Source organism: Stenotrophomonas sp. STEN031 (assembly GCF_056759975.1).
The window spans coordinates 33,423-53,619 of sequence record NZ_JBRREA010000008.1 but is presented as its reverse complement, the minus strand read 5'-3'; the positions used below and the strand labels follow the sequence as shown (position 1 = coordinate 53,619).

Sequence of the window (20,197 nt, the reverse complement as noted above, 5' to 3'; positions counted from 1 at the left end):
AAGCGGAATAGAAGCCCCTCTCCCGCCTGCGGGAGAGGGGTTGGGGTGAGGGGAAGCTCCTGGCAAGCAGGCCCAATGCTTTAGAAGCTTCCCTCATCCGCCCCTGCGGGGCACCTTCTCCCGCAAGCGGGAGAAGGGACGCAACAGCAACAGCAGAGCAACGGCAAAAGCAAAAGCCAAGCAACAGCAAAGCAACAGCAAAAACAAAAGCCCTGCTGCCATGTTTCCGCGCAGACAAGCTCCAGAATCCAGGACCTCGGCCATGACCGTACTCACCTCCCAGCTGCAACCCGGCAGTGACAGCTTCGAAGCCAACCGCGCCGCGATGCAGGCCCAGGTCGACAACCTGCGCGCAACACTGGAAGCCACCGCGCGCGGCGGCAGCGATGCAGCCCGGGCCAAGCACAGTGCGCGCGGCAAACTGTTGGTGCGCGAGCGCATCGACGCCCTGCTCGATCCCGGCAGCCCCTTCCTGGAGGTCGCGCCGCTGGCCGCGCACGGCATGTATGCCGATCCGGTGCCCGGCGCCGGCATGGTCGCCGGCATCGGCCGCGTCTCCGGGGTGGAATGCCTGATCGTTGCCAACGATGCCACCGTCAAGGGCGGCACCTACTACCCGGTGACGGTGAAGAAGCATCTGCGCGCGCAGGAAATCGCCCAGCAGAACCGCCTGCCCTGCATCTACCTGGTCGACTCCGGCGGTGCCTTCCTGCCGCTGCAGGATGAGGTCTTCCCCGACCGTGACCATTTCGGCCGCATCTTCTACAACCAGGCCAACCTGTCAGCCCAAGGCATTCCGCAGATCGCCTGCGTGATGGGCAGCTGCACGGCCGGCGGCGCCTATGTGCCGGCAATGAGCGATGAGACCGTCATCGTCAAGGAACAGGGCACGATCTTCCTCGGTGGCCCGCCGCTGGTGAAGGCCGCTACCGGCGAAGTGGTCAGCGCCGAAGAACTTGGCGGTGCCGACGTGCATACGCGTATCTCCGGTGTTGCCGACCACATGGCCGACAACGACCTGCAGGCGCTGGCACGGGTGCGTTCGATCATCGCCAACCTGAACTGGCGCAAGCCGGATGCAGGCGTTGCGCCGCAGCCCAGCGAGGCACCGCTGTTCGACGCGCGGGAACTGTACGGGGTGATTCCCAGCGACACCCGCAAGCCCTATGACGTGCGCGAGGTGATCGCTCGCATCGTCGACGGCTCGCGTTTCGATGAGTTCAAGCCACGCTATGGCAACACGCTGGTCACCGGCTTCGCGCATGTGCATGGCCATCCGGTCGGCATCATCGCCAACAATGGCATCCTGTTCTCGGAGTCCGCGCTGAAGGGCGCGCATTTCATCGAGCTGTGCTGCCAGCGCAATATCCCCTTACTGTTCCTGCAGAACATCACCGGCTTCATGGTCGGCCGCAAGTACGAGCACGGTGGTATTGCCAAGGACGGCGCCAAGCTCGTCATGGCGGTGGCCAATGCACGTGTTCCGAAATACACGGTGGTGATCGGTGGTTCTTTCGGTGCCGGCAACTATGGCATGTGCGGGCGCGCGTATTCGCCGCACTTCCTGTGGATGTGGCCGAATGCGCGCATCGGGGTGATGGGCGGTGAGCAGGCGGCCAGTGTGTTGGCCACAGTCAAGCGTGATGGTATCGAGGCCAAGGGTGGGGCGTGGTCGGCTGATGAGGAGGATGCGTTCAAGCAGCCGATCCGTGATCAGTTCGAGCAGCAGGGTCATCCGTATTACGCGAGCGCGCGTTTGTGGGATGACGGGGTGATTGATCCGGCGGATACGCGCAGGGTGCTTGGGTTGGCCTTGGCTGCCAGTCTCAATGCGCCTGTGCAGGACACGCGGTTTGGTGTGTTCCGGATGTGATGGCGTGAACATCGCTCTGACAGCAACAGCAAAGGCTTTCACTCCCCTACGGGGAGCGAGTCACTTTTCTTTGCTTGTGCAAAGAAGAAGTAACCAAAAGAAAACACACCCTGCCTTCGCGCCCACGATGCTACGCATCGCGGGTCCACTCCGCCGGCAGGATTTTTCGACGAGACATCCCTGTCTCGTCGAAAAACGACGCACATCCTTGTGCGCCGCCCCTTCGGGGTCTTGTCCGCCGGCTCCGTCGCTACGGAAGGGGACCCGAAAATCAAAGTCACAAGCCAGAGCAAAGCCCGGCCCCCTAGCCTCCGCTTTTCGCCACGCCACCGCCACGGCACTCAACGGATAAAACCATGTTCAACAAAATCCTGATCGCCAATCGTGGTGAAATCGCCTGCCGTGTTATTGCTACCTGCCGTCGTCTTGGCATCGCTACCGTGGCGGTGTATTCGGATGCCGATCGCAATGCGCGACATGTACGCCTGGCCGATGAAGCCATCCATATTGGCGCAGCGCCCGCTGCCGAGAGCTATCTGCGCGCCGAGGTCATTCTCGATGCTGCGCGGCGCAGCGGTGCGCAGGCCATCCATCCGGGTTATGGCTTTCTCTCCGAGAACGCGGGCTTCGCGCGTGCCTGTGATGCTGCTGGCATCGTCTTCATCGGGCCGCCAGCCAGCGCCATCGATGCCATGGGCGACAAGAGCTCGGCCAAGGCATTGATGCAGACCGCCAACGTGCCGCTGACGCCGGGCTATCACGGCGAGCGGCAGGAGTCCGAGTTCCTGCGCGCGCAGGCCGACGCCATCGGCTATCCGGTGCTGATCAAGGCCAGCGCCGGCGGTGGTGGCAAGGGCATGCGCAAGGTCGAGGCCAGTGCCGACTTTGAAGCCGCGTTGGCCAGCTGCCAGCGTGAGGCGCAGGCGTCGTTCGGCAATGCACATGTGCTGGTGGAGAAGTACGTCGAGCGCCCACGCCATATCGAGATCCAGGTATTCGGCGATAGTCACGGCAACGTGGTCTATCTGTTCGAGCGCGACTGCTCCGTGCAGCGCCGCCACCAGAAGGTGTTGGAAGAAGCACCCGCGCCCGGCATGACCGCCGAACGTCGCGCCGCAATGGGCAAGGCGGCTACCGATGCCGCACGCGCAGTAGGTTACGTCGGCGCCGGCACGGTGGAGTTCATCGCCGGGCCGGATGGCGACTTCTATTTCATGGAAATGAACACCCGCCTGCAGGTCGAGCACCCGGTCACCGAGTTGATCACCGGCACCGATCTGGTCGAGTGGCAGCTGCGCGTGGCCGCAGGTCAGCCGCTGCCGAAGGCACAGGAGCAACTGCAGATCCACGGTCACGCGATCGAGGCACGGCTATACGCCGAAGACGCCGACCGCAGCTTCCTGCCTTCGACCGGTACGCTGCGCCATCTGCATCTGCCACAGCCCAGCGCCAATGTGCGTGTGGACGCCGGTGTCGAGCAAGGTGATGCAATCACCCCGTACTACGATCCGATGATCGCCAAGCTGATCGTATGGGACGTGGACCGTGCCAGCGCCTTGCAGCGCATGCAGCAGGCCCTGGGCCAATGCCAGGTCGTCGGTGTGACCACCAATGCCGCCTTCCTGCGTCGACTGGTGCTGACCGACTCGTTCCGTAACGCCAACCTCGATACCGCCTTGATCGAGCGCGAGCGTGAGGCGCTGGATATCCATCACGTTGCTGCCAGTGACAATGATTGGGCGCTGGCGGCCGTGCTCGCTGTAACCAACGATACGCCGCACGACAACGACGCATCTCCGTGGGCAATCGCCGACAGCTGGCGCCTTACCGGCCCCGCAGCACGCTTGGTGACGCTGGAACACCTGGAGCAGCGCAAGCAGCTGCAGGTGCGCGACAGCGCCAACGGCTGGCAGGTGCAGGTCGGCGACGCATCAATCAGCGTGACCGGAAAAGTCGACAGCACTGGCTACGCCCTGCAGCTGGGTGAACGCCTGCAGCGCGGCAACGCGATCCGCGAAGGCAATACGTTGTACGTCTTCGGTAACGAACAGCGGCGCTTCAACATCCACGACCCGGTCGCCGAAGCCGACAACAACAACGACCACGGCGGCAGCCTGCTGGCACCGATGCCCGGCCGCGTCGTCACCCTGCTTGTGCAACCGGGCAGCACGGTCAGCCGCGGCACGCCACTGCTGGTGATGGAAGCGATGAAGATGGAACACACCCTGCAGGCGCCGGGTGACGGCACCGTGCATGGCTTCCGCGCCAAGGCCGGCGACCAGGTCGCCGATGGCGCGGTGCTGGTAGATTTCGAGGCGGGCTGATTGCCCGCCACGTCTCAGCCAACTGACTCCCAGACCGCCTCTGCAGGGTCGAATTCAGTGGTTTCCATGACCTGTGCGCGCCAACCAAAGCCGCATATCGCCAGGGGGCTCTGCGCCATCGGATCGAACCCCAGGGCCTGTTCGATCTCTTTCTCATTGATCGCTGCCGTTACAAAGGCACCGAGCCCCATCTCAGTTGCGCAGCCCAGCAGCAACTGAGACAGGTGACCAACATCCAGTGTCACCGCGCGGTAGGCTTTCGCATGTCCCCTGTATTTCCAGTGCAGGCGATCAAAGCGCGGCGCAAGCACGATCAGGACGTGTGCGTTTGCAAACCAATGCTGGCCCGCCACGAACTGGGCTGCCATAGCCGCCGGGAGCTGCGACGCATCAAGCATCAAGGTCAGTGCGTGCTCCGTCGGATGGTAGTGATACAAACCAGCATGCATCCCTTCGACGTTCTGCACGATGAGGTAGCTTTCGGTGGGGTGAAGCCCCCCTGCGGAAGGTGCGTTTCGTTTCAGAAAGACGCTTTCCTCGTCCAACCGATAGTGACCAGTTGCAGCGAAGCAACGTCCCATCAAACGTGAGAAGACCGCCAAAGGCAGCGGCTTTGAAACGTCGAAGTTGCGGCATGTGCAACGCATCTGGAGGCGCCGATCAAGCTCGTCCTCAGGTGCACGCGGCAGCATGATCATGGGGCCGTCCGGCGCTACCGTTGGCGGCGGCGGCGCACCAAAACGCTGACGCAGCCCAGCTGCTGTCTGGATGCCCACCGAATCAATCGCAGCGACGCTGTCCTGCCCTTCCCAACGCGCCTGCCAATGCGTCATCGCTGCAGGCCCCCACCAGCCAAGCTCTCTGATCCGCTCATCCGAGCGAGCAAGGCTACCTTTGTCGCAGTCGCTGAACAGCAATCCTTTCTCCAGCAGCTCAAGCTGGGGCGAGCTCAATGGCAGCGCAACCTCCACCCAAGCATCTGCATCGATTTCACCCACGGCCTGTAGCGCCTCCGTGGACACTTCAACACCCTCAGGCAGATGCGGCGCCAGCGCCATCCAACAACCGCGTGACACCATGCCTGCACGACCGGCCAGAACATCGTCCAAGCTGAAACAATCAACCCGCCTCGGCTCGATGAAAAGGTGCTTGCAACGACGAATCAAGACTACGTTAGAGGACATGCGTGCTTCTTGCGAAAAGTGAGATTCCAGCGAGCGCGAAACCATGTACTGGCAACCCGTCGTTGTAAGTACCGCTAAAGTTTGCTTCATTCATACCGCTATGTTGACCGAACATATTCAGCCATCATCCGTGGCTGATTCCCAACACAACCTTCTGGATGGAATGCCATGAGTAACGAAAAAAGTCCTCTCTCGCAAGAAGACGCGGTAAAGCTTCTGGACCTGCTCAGCACCGACGATGCATTCCGCGACCTGTTCGCCAAGAGCCCCTCCCAGGCAATGCTGCAGATCAGCGCTGCCGCTGCTGCATCCAGCAGCGCATGCGAAACCACCGGGCCGCTCGCAGGCAAGGAAGAGTTCCTGCGTTCGCGCGATGCGCTTCTGGGCCACTTGGCAGCAAACGCTGCCTTCTACGTCCCACATTGCTTTGTATCGGGCAAGGTGGACAGTTCGCTGCAGCGCAAGCCACAGATCTAAGCAGTCGCACATCTCATCTTCGTGCCTGCCGCACGTCTGCCACGTTACGCGCCTTGAGCGCGTACGTGCCAGAACTCTCTGCATATGCCAAACCGCGTTGCAGTGCCAGCCATTGATGTTGACTCTGAGCCAATCCCGGCCTCCCGAGTTTGACGTACAGATCCGCAAGAACCACATGAAGCTGTAGTAGCTCCGTACCGTCCGCTTGCTCTTGCAGACGCGCGACTGCTTCTTCAATCCGCGACTCGTCGACCTCTTGGCCAGCGCTTAGCAGCTGCAGGAGTTGAAGACTCCTAGGGTCGTTTACCTGCTTTACCAGACCATTCAAGCGTGGCAGCCACGAAGTTACCAGGCCTTGATGGCCAGCTCGCTGGGCCAGATAAAGCGCTGCCCCCGCAATGAAGACCCACTCGACTTTGTCGGCACCATCCGCCTGGAGTGCTTGTTGTTGCAGCGACCGGAGCTCCTTTTCAAATACTGCAGCACCTACGGGGTGCCCCGCCTCGGGAAGGACCGCAAGCTCCTGCAATCGCAAGGCGCTGCAGACATAGCCTTGGACTTTGCACTGACTTGCGCCTGCTCGTGCCTGCGCAAGTGCCTCCTCCGGCTTTCCTGCATCTATGGCAATGGCTACGCGCTGAAGCCACCCGGACATGTCTTGTGGCCGCAGTGAATCAAGAACCGCCCGAGCTCCGGCAAAGTCGTCCTGCGCCGCCAAGGTCGCCGCGAGCTCACTGTCGACATAGTTCTCGTCAGCCGCCCTTACCTCCTGGAAATTGCGCTTGGCTTCATCGAGTTTGTTCTGTGCCAGCTGCGTTCTCGCGAGTTGACGCTGCGCAAGGAGGCGTAACGAGTTCTGCGGCACTACCGCTCCGCGCACCGCTCGCTCGGCCTCCGCGTAGCGCCCAAGAGTCAACAACGCATTGGAGCGATTGGCATAGGCGGCGTGGTAATCAGGGTACAAATCACCAAGCAGCTTCCACTTGTAGGCACTCTCTGCCGCACCGGAACCATTGAGCTCTGCACCCCACGCATCCAGGTACAGGCCTTCGCGCGGCGTCAGATCATCACGATGCGCAACGGCCTCTGCCAGCAATTCCCGAGCACGCACCATATCGCCGCGCGAATAAGCGATTCGCATCTGAGCCAAATAAGCCGCTGCAAAATCCGGGTCCAGCTTCTCCGCCTGACCCAGGTATGCCAAAGCGTCTTCATGCCTGTGCTCAGCGTATGCATCAACACCCATGGCATAGGCATGCAAAGCATCCAGGTTGCTGGTGGCCACTCTAGGTAACGGCAGCGATGTCCGTCCCAACTCTTCAGGCGCCTCGCCAAGTCTTGTGCGTACTGCAGCAGCAACTTTGTCCAAAGAGCCCAGCGCTGAATCCAGCCCATCACCGTCTGCGTATGCGGAGTACACAACCCGACCGGACACAGGATCCAGCACCTCCATGCTGATGCGCAGTTTGCCGTGCAGTTCTTGCACACCAGGCATGACCACCGCCCGCGCGCCATCCCGGATAGCGACCTCCTTGGCTGTATCACGATCCAGGGGTTTGGCCGGATCCCTGCGCATTTGCTGCAGGGTCTCACGCACCTTCAGGTCACTGAGAACATTCACATGCCGGGACTGCTCAAGACTGATCCGCAGCGCCTGCTGCAAGGCATCGTCCAGCACCAGATTGCCGGTCTGGTTGGTGAAGTCCCCCACCACTACCCAATCCCGCTCGGCAAACGCAATGGCTGGCTCGGGCCGCACCAATGCCCAGGCTATTGCGCCCACCGCCACCACCACCAGCAGCTCGGCAACCAGTGCTGCCGGCCGCCGCCATAGCGGCAATCGTCGCCACGCCTTGTTGGAGCGGGGTGGCATGCGCAATGGCGCGCTGCCCGCTGCGCCTACCTCAAACACTTCCTGCGGTGTCGGCAAACCCTTGAAGTACCAGCGTCCGTGCGACTTCCATTGCAGGTTCGCACCGCGCTCGCCCAACTCACGTTGGCCGGCACGCAGCAGCGCTTCCGCTACCGCAGACAACAGAATCTGATTCGGACGCGCCAACGCCATCAGCCGGGCTGCGGTGGGCTTGGCCACACCCTCCACCTCCAGCGGCTTGGCGCCGGCGGCGACCGCATCGTCATCGTTGCGCCAGAACAGCACGTCGCCTACATGGATGCCGATCCGCGCCTGCAACGGCAGCTTGCGCTCTTTGCCGACCTCGGCCAGCGCATCCAGGTAGTCCAAAGCAAAACCCAGGCCTTGGGTAGGCACATCGAACAACAGGAACATGCCATCGGAACGATCGATCAACCGCCCTTTCCAACGCTGCAGCAGTTGCAGCGCGCGTACGTCCAGCGTGCGGAACAACTCAGCGGCAGCGGCATCACCGATCCGCGCCGTCAGCGCCACCGAATCGCAAAGATCGGTCAGCACCAGCGTCTTGAGCTGGCGATCGGATGAGAGCGGGTCAGTCGCGCTGGTCATGATCTATGCCGGGCAATCCATGCACATCGGACTATTCCCGGCACCACTGCGCGCGATTGCCGCCTTCGCGCTTTGCTTCGTACAACGCCCGGTCGGCGCGGGAATAGGAGTCGTTCCAGTGGTGATCTTCGTTGATCAACACCATGCCGATGCTCAGCGAGCAGGCGCCAATCGTCGCCCCCGGATAGGCGATCAGATGGCGCACCGCCTCCAGCACGAACTCGGCGGTGCGCGGCAGACTTTCGGCATCCGCATCCAACAGCAACACGCAGAACTCATCGCCACCCAGACGGCAGGCGATATCGTCCTTGCCCGCCACCGAGGCGAGGATGCGGCCGAAGCACTGCAGGGCATGGTCACCGGCAAGATGTCCGTAAGAGTCGTTCAGCCCCTTGAAGTCATCGCAGTCCAGCAACAGCAGCCCCTTCGGGCGCTGACCGGAACGATGCGATTTCTGCAGGTAGGCCGTGAGCGCACGACGGTTGCTGAGCCCGGTCAGGTCATCGTTGTAGACCAGTTCGCGGGTGTGGTGCAGCTCGTGGTTGGCGCTGTACAGATTGCCCAGCGCGGTTTCCAGTTCATTGTTGCGGCGGCTGAGCTGGGCGATCAGGCGCTGCTCGCTGGAGACCACCCGCGACAAGGTACGACGCAGGAAGAACACCACCATCGCCGGGTCCTGGTCGATCAACCGATGGAAGTTGGCGTGGGTGATTTCCAGCAGCACGCTGTCGCAGTTGGCGCGCGCATCACAGGAACGGGGATGGCGCTCGATCAATAGGCCAAGTTCGCCAAAGAAGTCGTTGCTGCCCATGGGCTTGGGCGCCAGGCCGGCACCGAAATCCAGGCTGATGGTGCCGCTGACGATGATGAACATCGAGCTGCCCAGGTCGCCACGGCGGAACAGGACCTGGTCGGCATGCAGGGTGCGGCGAACGCCGTACTGGGCAAACAATGCGAACTCTACCGGGGACAATTGCGCACGCAGCACCGCCCCTCCCGTCGACGCAGCGACGGAAAGTTCAGACTCCAGTGCCAAACCCCCTGTTCCCATGCCGCTCATTCCCTGCCTCATGGACCGCTCGCCCATCTCAGACGAGTAATCTCGCGAGCCTATCATCAAAATAAACGGTTTTGTGACCCCCTACACCATTTGACGCCAGGCGACGCCAAAAAAAAGAAGGGGCTCGTAAGAGCCCCTTTGAAACGACCTCATCAGCGCCCTCAGGCGGCCTTTTCAGTCTGGAACTGCTCTTCCTCGGTTGACCCGGTCAGGGCGGTGACGCTGGAGGCGCCGCCCTGGATCACCGTGGTCACATCGTCGAAGTAACCGGCGCCCACTTCCTGCTGGTGCGAGACAAAGGTGTAGCCCTGCTCGCGGGCGGCGAACTCCGGCTCCTGCACCTGCTCCACGTAGTGGCGCATGCCCTCGCCCCGCGCGTAGTCGTGGGCGAACTTGAAGGTGTTGAACCAGTTGATGTGGATGCCGGCCAGGGTGATGAACTGGTACTTGTAGCCCAGCGCGGCCAGCTCGTCCTGGAACTTGGCGATGGTCTTGTCGTCCAGGTTCTTCTTCCAGTTGAACGAGGGCGAGCAGTTGTACGACAGCAGCTTGCCGGGGCTGGCGGCATGCACGGCCTGGGCAAACTCGCGGGCGAAGCCCAGGTCGGGGGTGCCGGTCTCGCACCACACCAGGTCGGCATGCGGGGCATAGGCCACGCCGCGGCTGATCGCCTGCTCCAGGCCGTTCCTGACCCGGTAGAAGCCCTCGGCGGTGCGCTCGCCGGTGACGAACGGGGCGTCGTTGGGGTCGAAGTCGCTGGTCAGCAGGTTGGCGGCCTCGGCATCGGTGCGCGCCAGCACGATGGTCGGTACACCCAGCACGTCGGCGGCCAGGCGCGCGGCCGACAACTTCTGGATCGCCTCCTGGGTCGGCACCAGCACCTTGCCGCCCATGTGGCCGCACTTCTTCACCGCCGCCAGCTGGTCCTCGAAGTGCACCGCGGCGGCACCGGCAACGATCATGTTCTTCATCAGCTCATAGGCATTCAACACGCCGCCGAAGCCGGCCTCGCCATCAGCAACGATCGGCAGGAAGAAGTCGATCGCGTCCTCGGCCTTCACCTTGCCGTCGATGATGTTCTTCCACTGGATCTCATCGGCGCGCTGGAAGGTGTTGTTGATGCGGCGAACCATGGTCGGCACCGAGTCGTAGGCGTACAGCGACTGGTCCGGGTACATGGTTTCGGAAGTATTGCCGTCGGCAGCCACCTGCCAGCCGGACAGGTACACCGCTTCCAGCCCGGCCTTGGCCTGCTGCATGGCCTGGCCGGCGCTGATCGCACCGAAGGCGTTGACGTAGCCCTTCTTCGCGCTGCCATTGACCAGTTCCCACAGGCGCTCGGCGCCGCGCTTGGCCAGGGTGTACTCCGGCTGCACGCTGCCGCGCAGGCGCACCACGTCGGCGGCGCTGTAGCTGCGCTTCAGCCCCTTCCAACGCGGGTTGGTATCCCAGTCCTGCTGCAGGGCGTCGATCTGTTGCTGGTAGGTGCTCATCGTGTCGTCCTCAAGTCGAATGCGTACGTAGGGGGAAGTCGGGTCAATCGATCTGCCGGTAAGCCGGCAGGGTCAGGAACTCGGCCAGGGTGTCGGCGCGGCTGAGCTGGTCGAGCAGGCCGATGGCCTGGGTGATGCGGCCGCCACCGGGCAGTGCGGAGGTGTCGCCGAGGCGCGCCGGCAGCGCGCGCAGGGTGCTGTCCAGCAGCGCGAGGTCGATCGCGGTGCCGTCATCCAGATGCTGGTTGCCGGCATGCAGCCACTGCCAGATCTGGCTGCGGCTGATTTCGGCGGTGGCCGCGTCTTCCATCAGGTTGTGGATGGGCACGCAGCCGTTGCCGTCCAGCCAGGCGGCCAGATAACGCACGCAGACTTCGACGTTGTTCTCGAAGCCGGCACGGGTGACGGTGCCGCTGCATGGGGCGATCAGTTCATCGCGGCTGGCCTGCACGTCACGGCGCAGCACGTGGTGCTGGTTGGGGCCGGACATGTGCTCGTCGAAGATGGCACGCGCCACCGGGATCAGCGCCGGGTGTGCCACCCAGGTGCCGTCGTGGCCGGCGGTGACTTCGCGCAGCTTGTCGGCGCGCACCCGCGCCATCGCCTGCTCGTTGGCAGCGGCGTCGTGGTTGATCGGGATCTGCGCGGCCATGCCGCCCATCGCATGTGCGCCACGGCGATGGCAGGTCTTGATCAGCAGTTCCGAATAGGCCTTCAGGAAGGGCTGGGTCATGGTCACCTGGCCGCGCTCGGGCAGCACCTTGTCGCGGTGACGGCGGAAGGTCTTCAGATAGGAAAAGATGTAATCCCAGCGGCCGCAGTTCAGGCCGACGATGCGGTCGCGCAGCACGTACAAGATCTCGTCCATCTCGAACACCGCCGGCAGCGTCTCGATCAGCACGGTGACCTTGATCTGCCCCTGCGGCAGACCCAGCATGCCTTCGATGTGCGACAGCGCGGTCTCCCACAGCGCCGCCTCTTCCATCGACTGCAGCTTGGGCAGGTAGAAGTAGGGGCCGCGGTCCTTGTCCATCAGTGTCTGCGCGTTGTGGAAGGCAAACAGCGCCGCATCGAACAGGCCGCCGGCAATCGGCTGGCCGTCGATCAGCACGTGCTTCTCGTCCAGGTGCCAGCCACGCGGGCGCACGATCAGCACTGCCTGCTCGTCGAACGGACGCAGCGTGTAGTGCTTGCCCGGCCCCTTGGCGGTGGCCGGCGCAGTGAAATCCAGGTCACCGCGCACCGCCGCCTTCATCGTCTGCTGGCCGGCCAGCACATTGCGCCAGGTCGGCGAGGTCGAATCCTCGAAGTCGGCCATGAACACCTTGGCGCCGGAGTTCAGCGCATTGATGACCATCTTCGGGTCGGTGGGCCCGGTGATCTCGACGCGGCGGTCCTGCAGCGCGGCCGGGATCGGCGCCACGCGCCAGTCCTCCTCGCGGATGGCGCGGGTATCGGCGCGGAAATCCGGCAGGCCGCCCTGGTCGAAGAAGGCCTGGCGCTCGCGGCGGGCCGCCAAGCGTGCCTGCCGGCCCGGCTCGACCGCCCGGTGCAGCGATACGAGCAGGCCCAGCACGCCGGCCGGCAGCAGCGCGGACTGGCCGGCCAGCTGGGTGGTCAGGGTGATACCCGGGGTCGGGCGGGCGGACTGCTGGGCAACGACTGCGTGGGCGACGGCGGACATCGGAGGTACCTGCGTATGTCGGGGACTCCAACGTGCCGCCGCAGGGAGGTATTTAACAAAACAGTTTTTGCAATGTTATCTATAAGTTGTGCTAATACTGATATCGTCATGCCAACCAAGACGCCCGTAACCCCGCGTTTTTCCTACAAGTCTGATCGGCTCAAGCCGCTGCGGGCGTTCCTGCAGACGGTGCGTCTGGGCTCGGTTTCGCGTGCCTCGGAAGCGCTTTTTGTCAGCCAACCGGCGGTGAGCCTGCAGCTGCAGGCGCTGGAACGGGAACTGGGGGTAGTGCTGTTCGAGCGCAGCGGGCGCCGACTGGTGCCTACCCGCGAGGGTCAGCTGCTGTACGACATGGCCCAGCCGCTGGTCGAAAGCCTGGACGGGCTGCTGCCGCGATTCCGCGAGAAGGTCAGCGGGCTGGATGCCGGGGAGCTCAATATCGCCGCAAATTCGTCGACCATCCTGTATCTCTTGCCGAAGATCGTCGAAAACTTTCGCCAACAGCACCCGGATGTGCGCCTGACCCTGCACAACGCGATCAGTGCCGACGGCACCGACCTGCTGCGCAGCGACGCCGCCGACCTGGCCATCGGCTCGATGATGGATGTGCCCGCCGACCTCAGCTACGCACCGGTCTACCGTTTCGAGCAGGTGCTGATCACGCCGCCCGACCACCCGCTGGCGAAGAAAAAGAACCTGACGCTGGAAGACCTGTCGCCGTGGCCGCTGATCCTGCCGCCGCGCCGGCAGATCACCTGGCGGCTGGTTGACCTGGTGTTCCAGCAACACCGCGTGCCGTATACGGTGGCGCTGGAAGTGGGCGGCTGGGAGGTGATCAAGCAATACGTGGCAATGGGCATGGGCATCAGCATCGTCACTGCCCTGTGCCTGAACGACAGCGACCGCGACAAGCTGGCGACGCGGGCGATGAGCGATTACTTCCCCTCGCGCAGCTATGGCGTGGTGGTGCGCCGCGGCAAGGTGCTGTCGCCGCAGGCCCGCGCGTTTGTGGAGCTGATCCAGCCGGACCTGTTTGCGCCGCGGCAGTACGACGATACCGGGCATTCGGAGCGTTAGGTTTTTTGGTTTTGCCCTTGAGCCGTCATTCCCGCGCAGGCGGGCATCGCTCCCGCTTCTGCCCGGCTCTGGCCTTTGCCCTGGCCCCCTCACCCCCCGCATGGAGCGATCCCCACCTACGCGGGGATGACGAACTGATGGTTGGTCGGTAAGGCCTTCGCAGCCTAGACTGCCGCGATGTCCCTGGAACTCCGCCACCTGCGCTATTTCCTGGCCGTCGCCGACACCCTGCACTTCGCCCGTGCCGCCGAGCGCCTGGGCATGTCGCAACCGCCGCTCAGCCAGCAGATCCGGCAATTGGAAACCCTGCTCGGTGCGCAGTTGTTCGTACGCAGTCACCGCCGCGTGCAGCTCACGCCCGCTGGCGAGGTGTTGCTGGACCAGGCGCGCGACATCCTGCAGCGCGTGGACAAGGCAGTGGACACGGTGCAGCGCGCGCAACGTGGTGAGAGCGGCGAACTGCGCATCGGCCTGACCCGCGCCACACCGCTATCGCCGCAGATACCGCGCGCGATCTTCAGCTACCGCCAGCAGCACCCGCAGGTGCAGATGCAGCTGCGCGAGATGAACAGCCTGCGCCAGATCGAGGCCCTGCTTGCCGACGAACTGGACGTAGGCATCATCCGCAAGCGCGTGCTGCCGGACGAACTGGTGGCACAGCATCTGTTTGATGACCCACTGGCGCTGGTGGTACATGCCAGCCACCCGGCGCTGCGTGGCAAGGACCCCGCGAGCGCGCGCCTGTCGCTGAAGCAATTCGCACTCGACCCGTTTGTCGGCTTCTCACGCGACTCGGGTGCAGGCATCCACGACCATGTGATCACCCTGTGCCGCAACGCCGGTTTCAGCCCGCGCATCGTGCAGGAAGCCGGCGAATCATCGACCTTGATCAGTCTGGTCGCGGCCGGGCTGGGCGTCTGCGTGCTGCCCTCCTCCTGCAGCCACATCCAGGTGGAGGGCGCGTGCTTTGTCGCACTGGCAGATCGTGGCGCAGCGTCGGAGATCCAGCTGGCGTGGCGGCGTGAAGCGGTGACGCCGTTGTTGCGGCAGTTCATTGCGTTGTTGAAGCGGGAAGTGGCTGGTTGAAGACAGCCAGAGCAAAGAGCTGAAGCAACAACAAAAGCACCCCTCCCCAACCCTCCCCTTGCCTGCGGCAAAGGGAGGGGGCTGAGCTTCGCCCCCTCCCTTGCGCATAGCGCAGGGGAGGGTTGGGGAGGGGTGCTGTTAGCTGTTAGCTGTTAGCTGTTCGCTGCTAGCGGTTAGCCGCCAACCCTCACCGAACCAGCAACAACCCCGTCGCATCCTCCAGCCGCCGCCACAACCGCCAAGCCGCACCCACACCGGCCAGGGTCAGCACCAGACAGAAACCGCACACGCCCGCCCAGCCCCAGTGCGTATAGAACACGCCACCCAGCGCGCCCAGCACGCTGGAGCCCAGGTAGTACGAGAACAGATACAGCGCCGACGCCTCGGCACGCAGTCCACCGGCGCGCACGCCAACCCAGCTGCTGGCCACCGAATGACCACCGAAGAATCCAAACGTCACCAAGGCGATGCCCACGGCCATTGCCAGCAGCCACGGCACCGCCAGCAACAACACGCCCAACAGCACCAAGCCGAACGACAGGGCCAGCACCGGCCCGCGCCCCAGGCGATTAGCCAACTGCCCCATCCACGCCGAGCTGACGCTGCCGACCAGATATACAGTGAAGATCAGCCCCGCCACGGTCTGGCTCAGGTCATAAGGCGGCGCCAGCAGGTGGTAACCCAGATAGTTGTAGAGCGTCACGAACACGCCCAGCAGCAGGAAGCCGCAGGCAAACAACCAGGGCAGCGCGGCATCGCGGAACAAGCCGGCGAAACGTGCCGGCAGTTGCGCCGGCTCGGCACGCTTGGCACGGAAATGGCGCGATGCCGGCAGCTGTGTCCATAGCGCCACGCTCGCCATCAAGGCGATCACACCGACGGCTGCAATACCGGCGCGCCAGCCCCAGTGGTCGGCCACCACACCGGCAATCAAGCGCCCGCTCATGCCACCCACCGCGTTGCCGCCGATGTACAGGCCCATCGCCAGGCCCAGTGCGCGGCTGTCCATTTCCTCGACCAGCCAGGTCATCGCCACCGCAGGCACGCCGCTCAGGCTCAGGCCGAGCAAGGTGCGCAGCAGCAGTATGGTGTTCCAGTCGTCGGTCAATGCGGTGCCAAGCGTCAACAAGGCGGAGCTGAGCAGCGAGGCAACCATCACCGGCCGTCTGCCCACCCGATCGGAGACGATGCCCGCCATCAGCATTGCCACGGCCAACACGCCGGTGCTTGCCGACAAGGCCAGGGCACTGTTGCCAGCACTGATACCGAAGTGGCTGCTGAAGCCCGGCAGCAGCGGCTGCACGCAGTACAGCACGCCAAAAGTAGCGAAGCCGGCCATGAACAAGGCCAGCACCGCGCGCCGGAACTCGGGCGTACCCTGGCGGATGTGGGGGAGTTCGGCTGCCGTGTTCGGCGGGGTGATTGGCGCCAATGATTCGTTGCAGCTTGCGGTGTTGCCTGGTTCGGATTGCATTGCATCTTGGCCTGTAACGGCAGGCCGGTTTATTGGAGATGCGGGAAGCTTGAACCTGCGGATCGAGTCGATCCATAACCTGCTGTGTACGGATTGATACTTGAAACGTATTAATTCAGTATCTGCAGTGCCGCAGTGCTTTGAACAAGCATCGAAGCACATCCCTTCTCCCGCCTGCGGGAGAAGGTGCCCCGCAGGGGCGGATGAGGGGGCTTTGGGGTTTAGCTATTGATCGTGATTTTCCAGCCAGAAGCTTCCCCTCACCCCAACCCCTCTCCCGCAAGCGGGAGAGGGGCTTTAACAAAAGCAATGGCAGGTGCTTCGCGTCTCAGCAATCACAGCCCTTCCAACCCGGCTGCTTGCTGGTCTGGCCGATGCCCGGGTTGAAGGTATTGCTCGGGTCCAGCTGCTGGTAGAACTGCGCCAGCGCCGGCTTGGCCGGATACAGGTGACCGACGTTGTGCTCGGCCGGGTACTCGGCACCGCGTTCGTCCAACAGCTTCCACATGGCGTGTTCGATCGCCATCGGATCTTCACCCTTGCGGGCGATGTAATCCTGGTGGAAGACATGGCACAGGAAGTGGCCGTAATACAGCTTGTGCAGCAAGCGCGCATCCAACTCGGCCGGCAGCTGCTCGAACCAGTCGCGGTCGTCGCGGCGCAGGGCAATATCCAGTGCGACGATGTCCTCAACCTGCGCACGATGCACTTCGCGGTAACGCACCGCCGCGCCAGCCACTGCGAACCGGTGCAGGAAGGCCTTGCGCCCTTCGTCCGGCGTGCAGTGGAAGTAGCCGCCTTCATGCCCGGCGAAGAAGCCGCGCAACCACTGCTCGGTCGCCGCCGCATCCTGTGCGGAAACCTTGACCAGCAAGTGGTGCTCATAGCGCTGGCGGAACTCGCCCATGCGCTTGGGAAGATGCGATGGCAACAGTCCGGTCAGCAGCTGCAGCGCGTGATCGGTGACTCCGCGCAGCCCCAAACGTTCGAACCAACCATCGACCCGGCTTTTCAACGCGAATGCCGCCGGTACCCGCGCGGTGCCGAGCTTGTCGATCAGCAGGAAGGTGTCCTTGCCGTAGCGCTCGCCAATGTCATAGGCGACGCGGTGGATGTACTCGCCGGAGATCGGCAGGCGCTCGAAGCCGGTCAGCAGCTGGCGGCGAATCGCGGTGAGGCTTTCGGTGCTGTTGCTGCCGATATAGAACACCTCGGCCGCCTCCTTGGCGAAAGTATCCAGGCGCACCGCGAATACAGCCAGCTTGCCGGCCGAACCGGCTGCTTCGTAATGACGGCTGGGATCGGCGTTGAAGCGCGCCGGCGTTGCTGCATCCACCAACCTTACCTGCTCGGCGTAACGCGGATCGGAGCCGGCGCGGTCACCATCGTTGCGCACATCGCCAGGCTGGTAATCGCCAGCCTGCAAGCGCTGCAGAATTTCCTCCGGGCTGTCGCCCAGCGCGATACCCAGGTGATTGACCAACTTCAACTGGCCGGCCCCATCCACCTGCGCGTACAGCGCCATCTCGGTATAGGCCGGCCCACGCCGCACCAGCGAGCCACCGGAGTTGTTGCAGACACCGCCCAGCACCGAGGCGCCGATGCACGAAGAACCAATCACCGAATGCGGCTCGCGCCCAAGCGGTGCCAGCGTCTGTTCGAGTCGGTCCAAGGTAGCGCCGGGCAGGCACAGCACCTGCCGCCCTTCATCGAGCAACTGCACGCCGGTCAGGCGCAGCGTACTGATCAGCACGATCGGCCGCCCGTAGTCATTGCCGTCCGGCGTCGAGCCCCCGGTCAAGCCGGTATTGGCCGCCTGCAGGATGATCGCCGCCCCGCCCTGCACGGCTGCCTGCAGAGCGCGCCACATCTCCAGCAAGGTCCCTGGGCGCACCACGGCCAGCACAGCACCGTCACCGAAGCGGTAACCCTTGCGGAAGCGACGTGTTGCCTTGTCGCCAGTCAGCACATGGGCGTCACCAACGGCGCTGCGCAGCTGTGCCAACAGTGCTTCGTTCGCACTCATGCCAGGTTGACCAGCGAATCGCGGCCGATATCAGCAATACGTCGTGCGCCGGTCAAGGTCATCGCCACACGCATTTCCTTGGCGATCAGGTCCAGCAGGTTGGCCACGCCGGTCTCGCCCTGCGCAGCAAGTGCGTAGACGAAGGCACGACCGAGCAGCACGCTGTCAGCACCGAGTGCGAGCATGCGCACCACATCCAGACCGGTGCGGATACCGGAGTCGGCAAGAATCTTCAGATCGCCCTGCACCGCGTCTGCAATCGCCGGCAAGGCGCGTGCGGTGGACAACACGCCATCGAGCTGGCGACCGCCATGATTGGACACCACGATGCCATCGGCGCCAAAGCGCACTGCATCGCGCGCATCATCCGGATCGAGGATGCCCTTGATCACCATCGGCCCCTTCCAGAATTCGCGAATCCACTCCAGGTCCTTCCACGAAATCGACGGGTCGAAGTTGTTGCCCAGCCAACCGATGTAATCCTCCAGCCCGGTCGGGCTGCCGCGATAGGCGGAGATGTTGCCAAGATCATGCGGACGGCCGAACAGGCCTACGTCCCAGGCCCAGCGTGGATGGGTCATCGCCTGGCCGATGCGGCGGATGCCGGCATTCGGGCCACTCATGCCCGAATGGGCGTCGCGGTAGCGCGCGCCCGGCACCGGCATGTCGACGGTGAACACCAGCGTGGTGACGCCGGCAGCCTGCGCGCGCTCCAATGCGTTGCGCATGAAGCCGCGGTCGCGCAGCACATACAGCTGGAACCACATCGGTCGTTTGATCGCCGGCGCCACCTCTTCGATCGGGCATACCGACACCGTCGACAACGTGAACGGAATGCCGCGGCTGTCCGCGGCACGCGCCGCCTGCACTTCACCGCGACGTGCATACATGCCGGTCAGGCCGACCGGCGCCAGCGCAACCGGCATCGCCAGCGTCTCGCCGAACAGCTCGGTTTCCAGGCTGAGCTCGGACATGTCGCGCAGGATGCGCTGGCGCAGCGCGATGTCGGACAGGTCGGAAACATTGCGTTTGAGCGTGTGTTCGGCATACGCGCCGCCATCGATGTAGTGGAACAGGAACGGCGGCAGACGACGCTGCGCGGCCGCACGGTAATCGGTGGAGGCAGAGATGATCATGGGTCAACCGTGGGGGGAAGGAAGCCGCGAAGCGCGGGCACGCCGTGCCTCGTCTTCATCGAGCGTGCGCAACGTGGTGTGCACGAACTCGAGATGGGTATGCGCTGCGGCACGCGCACGCTCGGGATCGCCAGCCAATACCGCATCCATCATTTCGCGGTGCTGGTCGGACAAGGGGGAAAACGTCGTCGATGCGGTGTAAAGCTTCTCGCGGCTCTGCGAGATATTGGTCTGCAGCAGCTCGAACAGACCGCGCATCACCTGCAGCAGCACCAGATTGTGCGAGGCCTCGGCGATGGACAGATGGAAAGCCGCGTCGGCGCGTGCTTCGCCGCCCGGATCGTCCTTGCCATGCGCGTCCATCATGGTCTGGAAGGCCTGCGCGATACGCGCGCGGTCCTCGTCGGTAGCCCGCAGCGCCGCATGCCAGGCGGTGGCGCCTTCCAACGCGTGGCGGATTTCCAGCACGTCGAAACGGTACTCCGGATCGCCCTGGAACAGCGGCAGATAAGGCACCAGTGGTTCATCCAACGCCTGCCGCGCACGTGCTGCCGGCTCGGCCACATAGGTGCCACCGCCAACCCGCGCCACCAGCAGGCCCTGGCTGCCAAGCTGGGCAATCGCCTCGCGCAGCGCCGTGCGCGAAACCCCGAGCTGCACCGCCAGTGCGCGCTCGGAAGGCAGCCGGTCACCCGGCTGCAGTTGTTGTTCGTCCACCAGCACGCGCAGCTGCGCGGCCACCTTGTCGGAAATACGCTGCGTACTCATGCCGACATTGTGGCCCGAAGCTGCCCGGCGTTGGCGGATGCGCGCGGCCATGG

At 63.8% G+C, this 20,197-nt stretch carries 15 protein-coding genes; 5 read left to right on the top strand and 10 right to left on the bottom strand.

The window, feature by feature from the left end:
- Positions 1-93: 93 nt before the first annotated feature.
- The gene (locus ACVOLQ_RS05420) at positions 94-264 is read right to left on the bottom strand and encodes a hypothetical protein (RefSeq protein WP_313171262.1); all 171 of its coding nucleotides are present in this window, start codon (positions 262-264) and stop codon (positions 94-96) included.
- On the opposite strand from ACVOLQ_RS05420, the gene ACVOLQ_RS05415 reads away from it, so the two are divergent.
- Positions 263-1,873, top strand: coding sequence for a carboxyl transferase domain-containing protein (locus ACVOLQ_RS05415; RefSeq protein WP_481527361.1), 1,611 nt, complete (start codon positions 263-265; stop codon positions 1,871-1,873). The genes ACVOLQ_RS05420 and ACVOLQ_RS05415 overlap by 2 nt on opposite strands.
- A gap of 356 nt (positions 1,874-2,229) precedes the next feature.
- Positions 2,230-4,197 (top strand): acetyl/propionyl/methylcrotonyl-CoA carboxylase subunit alpha, encoded by a 1,968-nt coding sequence (locus ACVOLQ_RS05410; protein ID WP_481527360.1) that lies wholly within the window; start codon positions 2,230-2,232, stop codon positions 4,195-4,197.
- Between the two features lie 14 nt (positions 4,198-4,211).
- Here the strand turns inward: ACVOLQ_RS05410 and ACVOLQ_RS05405 are convergent, their stop codons facing one another.
- Positions 4,212-5,471, bottom strand: a complete 1,260-nt coding sequence (locus tag ACVOLQ_RS05405; RefSeq protein WP_481527359.1) for a putative peptide maturation dehydrogenase — start codon at positions 5,469-5,471, stop codon at positions 4,212-4,214.
- A 78-nt stretch (positions 5,472-5,549) separates the two neighbouring features.
- Between ACVOLQ_RS05405 and ACVOLQ_RS05400 the strand changes: the two genes are divergently transcribed.
- Complete coding sequence (locus ACVOLQ_RS05400) at positions 5,550-5,858, top strand: NHLP-related RiPP peptide (protein ID WP_481527358.1); 309 nt, start codon at positions 5,550-5,552, stop codon at positions 5,856-5,858.
- A gap of 13 nt (positions 5,859-5,871) precedes the next feature.
- On the opposite strand, the gene ACVOLQ_RS05395 is transcribed toward ACVOLQ_RS05400, so the two are convergent.
- The 4 genes from ACVOLQ_RS05395 to aceB form a co-directional block, all read right to left on the bottom strand.
- Positions 5,872-8,340 (bottom strand): putative peptide modification system cyclase, encoded by a 2,469-nt coding sequence (locus ACVOLQ_RS05395; RefSeq protein WP_481527357.1) that lies wholly within the window; start codon positions 8,338-8,340, stop codon positions 5,872-5,874.
- A gap of 31 nt (positions 8,341-8,371) precedes the next feature.
- Positions 8,372-9,391: a GGDEF domain-containing protein gene (locus tag ACVOLQ_RS05390; protein WP_481527356.1), complete on the bottom strand. Its 1,020-nt coding sequence runs from the start codon at positions 9,389-9,391 to the stop codon at positions 8,372-8,374.
- Positions 9,392-9,561: 170 nt separating this feature from the next.
- Positions 9,562-10,893, bottom strand: a complete 1,332-nt coding sequence (aceA, locus tag ACVOLQ_RS05385) for an isocitrate lyase (protein WP_313494935.1) — start codon at positions 10,891-10,893, stop codon at positions 9,562-9,564.
- Between the two features lie 43 nt (positions 10,894-10,936).
- Positions 10,937-12,577 (bottom strand): malate synthase A, encoded by a 1,641-nt coding sequence (aceB, locus tag ACVOLQ_RS05380; RefSeq protein ID WP_313494934.1) that lies wholly within the window; start codon positions 12,575-12,577, stop codon positions 10,937-10,939.
- A gap of 108 nt (positions 12,578-12,685) precedes the next feature.
- On the opposite strand from aceB, the gene ACVOLQ_RS05375 reads away from it, so the two are divergent.
- Together ACVOLQ_RS05375 and ACVOLQ_RS05370 are read left to right on the top strand one after the other, a co-directional pair.
- Positions 12,686-13,654: a LysR family transcriptional regulator gene (locus tag ACVOLQ_RS05375; RefSeq protein WP_313171279.1), complete on the top strand. Its 969-nt coding sequence runs from the start codon at positions 12,686-12,688 to the stop codon at positions 13,652-13,654.
- A gap of 177 nt (positions 13,655-13,831) precedes the next feature.
- Entirely contained in the window at positions 13,832-14,740 is a 909-nt protein-coding gene (locus ACVOLQ_RS05370; protein ID WP_481527355.1) for a LysR substrate-binding domain-containing protein, read from the top strand.
- A 187-nt stretch (positions 14,741-14,927) separates the two neighbouring features.
- Here ACVOLQ_RS05370 and ACVOLQ_RS05365 read toward each other — a convergent pair whose 3' ends face one another.
- The 4 genes from ACVOLQ_RS05365 to lldR form a co-directional block, all read right to left on the bottom strand.
- Entirely contained in the window at positions 14,928-16,214 is a 1,287-nt protein-coding gene (locus tag ACVOLQ_RS05365; RefSeq protein ID WP_481527354.1) for an MFS transporter, read from the bottom strand.
- A gap of 328 nt (positions 16,215-16,542) precedes the next feature.
- Positions 16,543-18,240, bottom strand: a complete 1,698-nt coding sequence (dld, locus tag ACVOLQ_RS05360) for a D-lactate dehydrogenase (protein ID WP_481527353.1) — start codon at positions 18,238-18,240, stop codon at positions 16,543-16,545.
- The gene (lldD, locus tag ACVOLQ_RS05355; RefSeq protein WP_481527352.1) at positions 18,237-19,376 is read right to left on the bottom strand and encodes an FMN-dependent L-lactate dehydrogenase LldD; all 1,140 of its coding nucleotides are present in this window, start codon (positions 19,374-19,376) and stop codon (positions 18,237-18,239) included. Before lldD ends, dld begins: the two co-directional genes overlap by 4 nt.
- Positions 19,377-19,379: 3 nt before the next feature.
- Entirely contained in the window at positions 19,380-20,144 is a 765-nt protein-coding gene (gene lldR, locus ACVOLQ_RS05350) for a transcriptional regulator LldR (protein ID WP_313171288.1), read from the bottom strand.
- Between the last annotated feature and the right edge of the window lie 53 nt (positions 20,145-20,197).